The organism is Sphingorhabdus sp., assembly GCF_044374345.1.
Classification (GTDB): domain Bacteria; phylum Pseudomonadota; class Alphaproteobacteria; order Sphingomonadales; family Sphingomonadaceae; genus Sphingorhabdus_B.
In genome coordinates, this window is record NZ_JBILOS010000072.1 from 1 (window position 1) to 10,200 (window position 10,200).

Sequence of the window (10,200 nt, forward strand, 5' to 3'; positions counted from 1 at the left end):
TTGCCGATTTTGATTTTCTCGACGACCAACTTGAACTCTTCGCCAACAGAGCCGGCAATTTCCTTTGCGATCACACTCAGCGTTTCGCTCACCGGCATGCCTGATTTCAAACCACGCACCAAAAGCTCGATCGCGTCGGGAAAGTTCGTGGTGAAATTTTTGATACGCCGCCCCATGAGGAAGTTGACGACCATGTGCGGCAAGGCAGCCCCGATCAGCAGCCCGCCAGAAACACCGACAAGAAAAGGGGCGCCATTAAGCAAGAGAATAGCCATGATGACAAAAGCAAGTCCGCCCGACGCGTACATATATTGCTGCAACGTCCATTTTTTACCGGTTTGCGCCAGGCGCAAGCGCAGCTTATCGGCATAATTGATCTGCTGGCCGTCGGCGAAAATGAGCGGACGGCGCGCAGCAACCACCTTGCGCATTTGCTTTTCCACGCGCACGTCGGCACTGTCCGAATGACGCAATTTGATAGCGCTAAGACGGCGTGTCGTCGCCTTGCCGCTATTGGGCCCTGCAAAGGCGAGTGCCACCAGAACAAAGAACAAGATTGTTCCAGCCGCGATCATAAATGCCTGCATTGTCATCCGCTCTGCTACCTATGTCCTGGTTGGTCCCATGCGCGCTTCACTTCGTTTTCAACATCGATTTGAAACTGGCAAAAACAGTCTTTTTCGGTGGGATCTTGGCATCCGCAGGCGCCGCGTCAGCCATGTCTGCAAAGCTGCTAACAACGATTTCGGCCAAAGATATGATGCCAGTGGAAAGCTTGCTTGCACGAATGGCTTCAACAACTGGCTGGCCCAGTTTCGCCGCTTGCGCCACCGACTTGGGGTCCGCTGGCAAAAGTAGGTCGATCTTGCGTTCGATTGTGCTTTCAAAATCCTTGCGGCTGATTTCGACGACCGCTGGTTGAACATTGTTGGCGACGACCAGCACTTTGCATTGCGGCGCATTTTGTTTCAGCCATGCCAAAACCCGAATGCTGTCGCGTGCTGAAGCCAGCGTCAGTTCGGTTGTGACAACCGCAATATTCACGTCGTTCATAAGATGCGGATACGCAATCAGCATGCTGCGTGGCATATCGATGACGGTGTTTTCGAACGCGGCGCGAAATTCTTCCTGCAGTTGGAAAAAGGCCGATCCATCGGTCAATACCGGGCTGCTCATCGGCGCTTCTGCGGACAAGATCGACAGACGTTCATTGGCTTTGATCATGGCGCGTTCGATAAACAATCCGTCGATGCGGCTTGGGTTATCAATGGCGTCGGTCAAGCCGCGGCCGGGTTCCAAATCCATCGCAAGCGCAGCTGTGCCAAAGTGCACATCAAGGTCGAGCAAGCCTGTCTGATGGCCATGTACTTGCGAAAATGCCCATGCCAGTGATGCCGCGACGGTGGACGCGCCCGCGCCACCGCGGGTTCCGATGACGGCGGTCGACACATGTGGCCGGTCCACATTGCCCTCATCGGCTTTCGGTGCGGTCAACGCGGCTTGTGCATTGGCGAATGAATCGCGTAGCGCGTCAGGGCTCAGTGGCTTCAACAGATAATCCTGCAGACCGGACATCAACAAATCGCGGTAGAGGCGAACGTCATTCACCTGACCAACCGCAATGACGATTGTTCCGGGCTCGCACACTTCGGCCAGACTGTTGATGTCGCTGATCGGATCACCCGATTCCGACAAATCGACCAGCAATATTTGCGGGCTTGCGGAAACAGATAGTGATTGAATGGCGTTGCGCAGGCCGCCTTTATAGACTTTGTCCTGGTTCCAGCCCATTTCCTCACACACAGCGCGAATGACATCCAGCGTGAGGTCGTCGCAGACATAAGCGTTAATCGGGTCGCGCGTTCCGGAGTTACCGGATTTCCATGGAGCGTTCATCATTTGCCTCCGGCCTTTTTCTTGTAAGCGTTTACCGCTGCGTTGCCGCTGTTGCTGTCTATCCGCTTGCTATCGCGTCCACGCACCAGATCTTCGGGGTCTGCCACCATGGCGGCAAGGTTGGAATTTATGGCGCAGCCATAATTGCTGTTGTTACCTGCATTGAAGTTGTGGCCCGACGTCGTGCGATTGTCGGGACAGGACGGTACCGATGCTTGGGACCGGGTGACAACAACGCGAATATTGCCGGGTACGATTACGCCCGGCGTTACCGGTGCGCCCTCAGTGACCATGATACCGCGTTCTGCCGCGGCTGCGCGCACATCACGGGCGGCATTGTCGTTGCCCATGCCATCTCCGCTATCGATGGAAATGCGGTCGCCATAACGCAGATCCAGCGTTTCAAGCCATTCGTTCAATCGCTTCTGGTCGGCAACGGCAATGCCATCGCCGTCGGAGGCAAGGTCGATGGTGTAATTGGTGCGTTCCACAACGGCTTGGTGCACCGAATACATGGATGTGTTGGTTGGCATTGTGCCGCAACCGGCCAGGCCAAGGCTTGCAGCGATCAGGAATGTTACCTTTTGCATATCTTGTCTCCTTGAACGGACGGTCAATTGTCGAAGCTGAAGCCGGGGCCGCTTGGGACGGTCGCGGAGGCTTGCGATTTGACTTTCTTGGCCAACGGCGCGGGTGCGTCGGTCACGGATCCCAGTTCGGGGCCATTGGACACGCTTGGCGCAATCGTTGGCATCGGGCGGGTTTTGTCGCCCTTGTCGCTGGTCACCTTGCCCAGCAAAATGCGTTCAAGGTCATTTGGCGAATGCATTCCATCTGTCGGCAAAGCAATCTCGCTATCGGACACGGGCTTTACCAAATAGGGCGTGACAACGATCATCAGTTCGGTTTCGTTACGCCGCCAACCGTTCGATTTGAAAAGTGCGCCAAGCACGGGAAGGTCACCCGCACCGGGCATCTTGTCGACCGAGCTGCCCATTGTGTTGCTTAACAATCCCGCGATCATCATGCTTTGACCCGAACCAAGCTCAACTGTCGTTTCGGCCATTCGTGTCGTCGTCGCCGGCACTTCAAGGCCGCCGAAACGTACGGCACCCGTCGATGAAATATCCGAGACTTCCGAACGCACCCGCAGCGAAATCCGGCCATCCGACAACACCGTTGGCGTGTAGGTCAGGTTGACGCCGTAATTTTTATATTCGACGTTGGTGCCATTGTTCGACGATGTCACCACCGGGAAAGCGCCGCCCGCCAAAAATTCGGCCGTTTCGCCGGATACCGTTGTCAGATTAGGGTTGGCCAAGGTTGAACTCAGGCCCGCCTTTTCCGATAGATCGAAAGCAGCGGCCACATCCATGCCAAATAAGCGCCCCGCCGCCGTCAGCACATTTGTGCCCGCAGGAACCTTAAACTTATACTGTGTATATGGGCTTGTTACAAACTGTCCGGTCGCTGGATTGAACGGCAGCGATATGGCGCCTGTAGGCAGGCCAAATACCGACGAAGCATCAACCAGCGGAAGGTCATCGGCGTTCATGACCGAGCTGATGTCCGCGATGTCACGTCCTTGATACGCGCCGCCAAGGATGCCGGTCCCGCCATGATCGCGGGTTTTGAGATTGCCCGAAATTTCCTTCATCAGCGAACGGCTGACTTCAGCAATGCGGACCTGCAAATTGATCTGCAGCGGTGTTGCGTTTTTCAGCCGGGTTACGACTTGTGTATTTCCGCCGGTGAATGCCTTTACCAAAGCTTCGGCTTCCGCCGCGTCTTCGGGTTGATCGACCGTTCCTGTCAAAAGGATGACGCCGTTCATTGTGGTAACAACAATCTTTGAATCGGGCATCGCTAGCGCCAGCATTTGCGAGATCGAGTCCATATTGCTGCCGACGCGGACCGTTGCCTGATACACGGTGCGGCCAGCGGCGTCGGTCGCGTAGACCGTGGTTTCACCGGGGCCCTTGCCCAGAATGTAGATCTGGCGTCCGGTCTTTACCTCGACATCGGCGATGCTGGGGTCTGCGACCACCACATCGGTAATACTAGCCCCCAGATTGACCTGTTGCCCGCGTCCGATGGACAAGATGAGCAACTTGCCATCTTTTGCCGATTGCGCCGACGCTGCTGTTGGCATCCCGACCAACGCGCCGACCAACGTGCCCGTGCCGATGGCTGCGGTCATAACCGCGGCGGCAAGGCCCGATTTAAATGTGGTGAAACGTGCCATATTGTTGTTATCTCCGGCTAATGTCGATTTCGGTCACATTGCCGCCACGCGACACACGGACCACTGGACCCTTCATAATTTTCTCGACTTGCTTTTGCGTGCGGGCCTGTTCGGCTGCGACCGCCAATGGCATTTGTTCGGGCATGCTGCTGCGTTGGAAGCGCGAGACATCGCCGCCGGTTGCATAGCTGCCTTTGGTTGCGGATGGACGCTGTGCCAGCTGGCGCATGATCGCCCGTTCCTGATCTACGGTTGCACCTTCGGGGATGTTGATATCGCCAGAGGCTAGCGCTTGTTCCAGTTCGGCGGCGTTGTCGGCCAGCGAACGCAGGGAAAGGCTGATCGTGCCGATTGATTGCGCGACCGTAATCTTCTCCGCGATGCGAGGCGTCGCTTCAATCGTCACCAATTTATATTCAGAGACGACTGTATTGCCCTTGTCATCGACGGAAGGGGTTGCGCGTTGGTCGGTCGCCAACACACGCAGGTTGCGGACGATGGTTTCGGAAACCTTCAGCGGCGGGCCAGCGCTTGCTTCGACATTTTGTGTGAGCACAAGGTCAACACGGTCGCCGGGGAAGACAAAGCCAGCAACACCGGTCAATGCCGACACCGGCACCGTCACGGCGCGCATGCCAGGTCCAAGCGCAGCGGCGAGGAAACCGCGATCACCGGGCTTAACAAGGGAACCTTGGGTCAGTGGCTGTCCAGCGGTCACGGCATTGCGGACGACGGTGCCGACAAGGCTGTCAATGGATGCGCCACCGTCGCCTTCTTTGAAATAGGCGGCTTCGATCAGTTCTTTCGGCCATGGTTGATAGCGCACGCTGTCGGCGGTGATGATCGTGCCAACGGGCAATGCCTTGGTCGCGACGAGGACTTTGGGTCCGGCTGGCACGGGGGCCGGCGCGGCGGCCGCTGTAGATTGGGGAGCAGATGCACCGTTGAACATGCTGCGCGCCATAAGGGCGGTCACTGCCGCGATTAAAAGCGCAGCCACCAGCAATATGACTTTTTTCCTATCCATTACCTATTGTCCCCTGAAAGGTCCCCTGATCGAACCATGCTATTTCATGTAAAATGGTTAAAAATCCGTTCACCGATGATCCAAAGCCCGGACAGCGCGATCGCCACGCCATAGGGAATCCGCGCGCGGCCCTCGCCGCGTTTCCATTTGTGAATCGCGAGGAAAATGATGGTGACCACCGCGCCGATGATCGATGCGTATAAGATGAGGCGGATGACCTCGACCCAGTGGAACCACAAGGCCAAAGCGGCAAAAAGCTTCACATCGCCGCCACCCATCGCGCCGAAATGGAACGCGGTCGCAAAGACAATGAACGTAATCGCTGCCGTCAAAAGGTGAATGCCAATATCTGTGAGGGTAAACCCGTCGCTGGCCAGCCAGAATAATGGCGCGCCAAGTGCGATCGCGATGGTTATCTTGTTGAAAATAAGGCGGTATCTGATGTCGGTGTAGATTGATATCAACAGCGCAATTGCCAAGCCGCCAAGGGTTGCGTAAGCGAGAGTTTCACTGGTCATCTGCACAGCATTAACCATGAAAGATTACCAAAAAGTAACCATGCACGCACCGAAAACACCGATGAACCGCCGCGCAATTCCGGCCAATGCCGCAGAGACGATGTGGCACGCCGCCGATGGTTGGCCGATCCGGCGGATTGATTGGCAGGCGTCGACCACGCCGCGTGGATCCTTATTATTCTTGCCCGGTCGCGGCGATCATTATGAAAAATATCTGGAAACATTGGCTTATTATGCCGATGCGGGATGGCATGTTACCGCCATCGACTGGCGCGGGCAGGGTGCTTCGGGCCGGTTGCTGGATGATCCCCAGGTCGGCCATATTGATGATTTCGCGACGTGGATTGCCGATTTGCGGACATTTTGGGACGCATGGAAACGCACCACGCCAGCGCCGCATGTTGTGATCGCGCACAGCATGGGCGGGCAACTGGCGATGCGCGCTTTGGTGGAAAAGGCGATTGATCCCGACGCGGTAGCGCTAAGCGCGCCGATGCTGGGCATTCAAACGGCCGGTCTGCCGCTTGCGCTCAACCATGCCGTTGCCAAATTGATTGTGGCATTGGGCAAGGGCAAGCAAGCCGCATGGAAAGTCAGTGAAAAGCCATTATCGCCGATGAGCATGCGCGGCAAAATGCTGACGCATGACGACGACCGCTATGAAGACGAGATTGCATGGTGGGCGCTGCGTCCAGAGGTGAAGCTTGGGCCGCCAAGCTGGCACTGGGTGGAGCGCGCCATGGCGTCCATCCGCTTGCTGGAACGGCCCGGCGCGCTGGAGGCGGTGCAAACGCCAATTCTGTTGCTCGCGACAACGGCGGATCAATTGGTCAGCACAAAGCGGGTCATCGCAGACAGCAAAAGGCTGCCACATGCGGAAACGCTGATTTTCGGCAAAGAGGCCGCGCACGAACTGCTGCGTGAGGCAGATGGCGTGCGCGACCAGTGCCTGAAACGCATCGACGCCTTTTTGGACCAGCACGCGCCCCGGCCATGAGCGATTTTAGCATTGCCATAATCGGTGCGGGAATCGCCGGGGCAAGCCTTGCGGCGCAGTTGTCCGCATATCAGTCGGTTGTCCTGATTGAGGCAGAGACGCATCCCGGATATCATTCCACGGGCCGGTCCGCCGCGTTCTGGGTGGAATGCTATGGTGGCCCAGACGTTCAACCGCTGACAACGGCGTCGGGCCCGTTTCTTGCGAACCCACCCAAGGATTTTCACGACGGTCCATTGATGTCGCCGCGCGGCGGGCTGCATATCGGCACGGCAGAGCAGCAACCGTTGGCGGATGCGATGCTGGCGGAGTTCGCGTCAAGCGGTGTGCATATTGAACGCAGCGACCGCAAGGATTTGGAACGACATGTGCCCGGTCTGCGCAGCGGATGGACGACGGGGCTATGGGAGGCGGCCTGTGCGGATATTGATGTCGCCGCGCTCCACGCTGCCTATCTGCGCCAAGCGCGCAAGCAGGGCGTTCAACCACATTGCAACAGCCGGCTGGAACGTGCCGTATGGCGTGACGGCATGTGGCATATCCAAGCGGGCAGCCTGAATTGCACCGCAGATATCATCGTCAATGCCGCAGGGGCATGGGCCGATAATGTGGCGCAGATGGCGGGCGTTGCGCCCTTGGGTATTCAGCCCTATCGGCGCACCATTGCGCAATTGGCGGTCGCACCCGATGTGCCTGCGGCCCTGCCGCTCGTCATTGGCCTGGATGGCAGTTTCTATTTCAAGCCCGATGCGGGCGGACGTTTGTGGTTGAGCCCGCATGATGAGACCGCGACGCCGGCTTGCGACGCCGCACCTGAAGAATATGATATCGCGCTTGCCATTGATCGGCTGCAGCAGGTTGTCGACTGGGACATCCGCAGGGTTGAACGTAAATGGGCCGGATTGCGCAGCTTTGCGCCTGACCGGTTGCCCGTCATTGGCCGCGATGGGGCGCATGATGCATTCTTTTGGTTTGCAGGGCAGGGCGGCTTTGGCATTCAGACCGCGCCCGCCGCAGCGCAGCTCGCGGGATCGTTACTGAACGATGCCATAATAGCGCCCGACCGCGTTAATGCGGCGCTATATGCGCCAGGGCGTTTTTAAACTAGCTTACCGCAACCTTGTTGCCTGCAGCATCGGCCGCATCGCTGGCGAGCCGGTCTGCGCGTTCATTTTCGGGGTGGCCATTATGCCCTTTGACCCAAATCCATTCCACCTGATGCCGCGCCATCGCTTCGACCATCTCACGCCATAGGTCGGCATTGCGCACCGGCTGTTTCGCCGCGTTTTTCCAGCCATTGCGTTGCCAGCCAAAGATCCATTTTGTGATGCCATCGATGACATATTTGCTGTCGGTGTGCAGTTTGACGCTGCACGGTTCGACAAGGGCGTTCAGCGCCTGAATGACCGCGCTCATTTCCATACGGTTGTTGGTGGTGTCCGGATCGCCGCCCGATATTTCTTTTTCATGCTTGCCATAACGGATGATCGCACCCCAGCCGCCCGGCCCGGGATTGCCCTTGCACGCGCCATCGGTGAAAATTTCAATCTGTTTCATGGCAATTGGGCCAATAGGGCATCAATCTGTTTGGGGTCGCTGTAATATTCCAGCCGCCGCAGGAACGCCAAGGGATCTTTGCGCGTGACCAGCGCGTCGGCTGGCGTATTAATCCAGTCGTAACAGCGCGTTAATGTGAACCGCAAACAGGCACCGCGCAGCAATATCGGCAAGGCGTCCCGCGTTGCGGCATCCATCGGCACGGCTTGGGTGTAGCCTGCCAACATGGCCGCACTCACATCCGCGTCAAAGACTTTGCCATCGCCCGAAAAACACCATGCGCTGTGCGTGACCGCAAGGTCATAAGCGCGGATTTCGGAGCAGGCGAAATAGAAATCAATCAGGCCAGTGACATTGTCACCCAGCATCAGGACATTGTCCGGAAACAGGTCCGCATGGATCGCCGCCACGGGAAGATTGGTCGGCCAATGCGCCTCCAAATAATCGCATTCCGCAAATATCCGTGCAGCTAGGCCTTCGGAAATGGCGTCGAGACCTTGCGCGGTGCAGCGCATGGCAAGTGGCCGGAATGCAGAGATGCCAAGGCTGTTCGGCCGCGACAGCGTGAAGTCCGCCAGCGCCTTATGCATTTGCCCAAGCGCCGCGCCGGTGGAGTGCGCCTGTGCCGCCGATGGTTCGGTGACCGACACGCCATTGAGAAATTCAATGAGGCAGGCAGGCTTTCCAGCGATGGTCTGCAACCAATTGCCGTTACGGTCGGACATGAACCGCGGCACCTTGCACCCCGCTTCGTGCAAATGTTTCAGCAGCGCATAGAAAAACGGCAAATCCTTGGGATCCACGCGGTTTTCATAAATGGTCAGGATGAACCGGCTTTGCGTTGTTTCGACAAAGAAATTGCTGTTTTCAACGCCCTCGGCAATGCCCTTGAGCGACACCAGTTCACCGGCATCATAAAGCGCCAGAAAGGCGCCGACCTGTTCAGGCCCCAATTGCGTATAAACGGCCAAGTCAGGCCGCCGCGCCGGCCAGTTCGCGTGGCAATTTAAAGGTGATGCTCTCTTCGGCGGTTGTGACCTGCTGTTCATCGATGTCAAAATGCGCGGCAAGCGCATCGATGATTTCGCGGACCAATATTTCAGGGGCAGATGCGCCTGCGGTCAGGCCAAGCGTGTCCACACCGTCAAACCAGTTCATGCTGATATCGTCGGCGCGCTGCACAAGATGCGCTTTTGCACCCGAGCGCGCGGCCACTTCGACCAAGCGCAGCGAGTTCGAACTGTTGGGCGCGCCGATGACGAGGACGAGGTCACATTTATCGGCAATCGCTTTTACTGCCTCTTGCCGGTTTGATGTCGCGTAACAAATATCCTCACCCTTTGGACCGACAATGTTGGGGAAGCGTGATTCAAGAATGGATGTGATTTCGAAGGTATCGTCGACCGACAAAGTTGTCTGCGTCAGGAAAGCGAGATTGTCGGCATCCGCAGGCTGAATATTGCGGGCGTCCTCCGCGGTTTCCACCAATGTCATCGCGCCTGCGGGGACTTGGCCGAATGTGCCAATGACTTCGGGATGGCCTGCATGGCCAACGAAAATGATGTGACGGCCGGCTTCAACCTGCCGTTCGGCCTGCTTATGTACCTTTGACACCAAAGGGCAGGTGGCATCGAAATAGGCAAGGCCGCGTTGCTGCGCATTTGCGGGGACCGATTTAGGAACACCATGCGCCGAAAATACGACATGCGCGCCATCGGGCACTTCGTCCAGTTCCTCGACAAATATCGCGCCTTTGGCCTTCAAACTGTCGACGACAAAGCGGTTGTGCACAATTTCATGGCGCACATATACCGGCGCGCCATGTTGTTCGAGCGCGAGCTCGACAATCTTGATGGCGCGGTCGACGCCAGCGCAAAAACCGCGTGGTGCCGCCAGAAGCAGCGTGAGGGGTTTCTTGGAGATCGTTTGTTCAGTCATCGGCAATGTCCTTTAGTTAAAC

Annotated in this window: 11 protein-coding genes; 2 read left to right on the top strand and 9 right to left on the bottom strand. The window is 57.3% G+C overall.

What is annotated here, in order from left to right:
• The 6 genes from ACIQ5B_RS08095 to ACIQ5B_RS08120 form a co-directional block, all read right to left on the bottom strand.
• The coding region (locus ACIQ5B_RS08095) for a type II secretion system F family protein (RefSeq protein ID WP_397598566.1) at positions 1-587 on the bottom strand (587 nt) is incomplete at its 3' end.
• Positions 588-633: 46 nt separating this feature from the next.
• Positions 634-1,896, bottom strand: a complete 1,263-nt coding sequence (locus ACIQ5B_RS08100) for a pilus assembly protein CpaE (RefSeq protein WP_397598576.1) — start codon at positions 1,894-1,896, stop codon at positions 634-636.
• Positions 1,896-2,486, bottom strand: a complete 591-nt coding sequence (locus ACIQ5B_RS08105; RefSeq protein ID WP_397598567.1) for a CpaD family pilus assembly protein — start codon at positions 2,484-2,486, stop codon at positions 1,896-1,898. Before ACIQ5B_RS08105 ends, ACIQ5B_RS08100 begins: the two co-directional genes overlap by 1 nt.
• A gap of 23 nt (positions 2,487-2,509) precedes the next feature.
• The gene (locus ACIQ5B_RS08110; RefSeq protein ID WP_397598568.1) at positions 2,510-4,141 is read right to left on the bottom strand and encodes a type II and III secretion system protein family protein; all 1,632 of its coding nucleotides are present in this window, start codon (positions 4,139-4,141) and stop codon (positions 2,510-2,512) included.
• A gap of 7 nt (positions 4,142-4,148) precedes the next feature.
• Positions 4,149-5,168 (bottom strand): Flp pilus assembly protein CpaB, encoded by a 1,020-nt coding sequence (cpaB, locus tag ACIQ5B_RS08115; protein WP_397598569.1) that lies wholly within the window; start codon positions 5,166-5,168, stop codon positions 4,149-4,151.
• 44 nt (positions 5,169-5,212) lie between these two features.
• Complete coding sequence (locus ACIQ5B_RS08120; RefSeq protein WP_397598570.1) at positions 5,213-5,686, bottom strand: prepilin peptidase; 474 nt, start codon at positions 5,684-5,686, stop codon at positions 5,213-5,215.
• Between the two features lie 16 nt (positions 5,687-5,702).
• Between ACIQ5B_RS08120 and ACIQ5B_RS08125 the strand changes: the two genes are divergently transcribed.
• Together ACIQ5B_RS08125 and ACIQ5B_RS08130 are read left to right on the top strand one after the other, a co-directional pair.
• Entirely contained in the window at positions 5,703-6,683 is a 981-nt protein-coding gene (locus tag ACIQ5B_RS08125; RefSeq protein WP_397598571.1) for an alpha/beta fold hydrolase, read from the top strand.
• Entirely contained in the window at positions 6,680-7,786 is a 1,107-nt protein-coding gene (locus ACIQ5B_RS08130) for an NAD(P)/FAD-dependent oxidoreductase (RefSeq protein WP_397598572.1), read from the top strand. Before ACIQ5B_RS08125 ends, ACIQ5B_RS08130 begins: the two co-directional genes overlap by 4 nt.
• Before the next feature lies 1 nt (position 7,787).
• On the opposite strand, the gene rnhA is transcribed toward ACIQ5B_RS08130, so the two are convergent.
• Genes rnhA through ispH form a run of 3 tightly spaced genes read right to left on the bottom strand, consistent with a single transcriptional unit; the run spans position 7,788 to position 10,178 of the window.
• Positions 7,788-8,240 (bottom strand): ribonuclease HI, encoded by a 453-nt coding sequence (gene rnhA, locus ACIQ5B_RS08135; RefSeq protein ID WP_397598573.1) that lies wholly within the window; start codon positions 8,238-8,240, stop codon positions 7,788-7,790.
• Positions 8,237-9,211 (bottom strand): homoserine kinase, encoded by a 975-nt coding sequence (gene thrB, locus ACIQ5B_RS08140; RefSeq protein WP_397598574.1) that lies wholly within the window; start codon positions 9,209-9,211, stop codon positions 8,237-8,239. Before thrB ends, rnhA begins: the two co-directional genes overlap by 4 nt.
• Before the next feature lies 1 nt (position 9,212).
• Positions 9,213-10,178 carry a 4-hydroxy-3-methylbut-2-enyl diphosphate reductase gene (gene ispH / locus ACIQ5B_RS08145; protein WP_397598575.1) on the bottom strand — a complete coding sequence of 322 codons (966 nt, stop codon included), beginning with the start codon at positions 10,176-10,178 and terminating at the stop codon, positions 9,213-9,215.
• Positions 10,179-10,200: the final 22 nt, after the last annotated feature.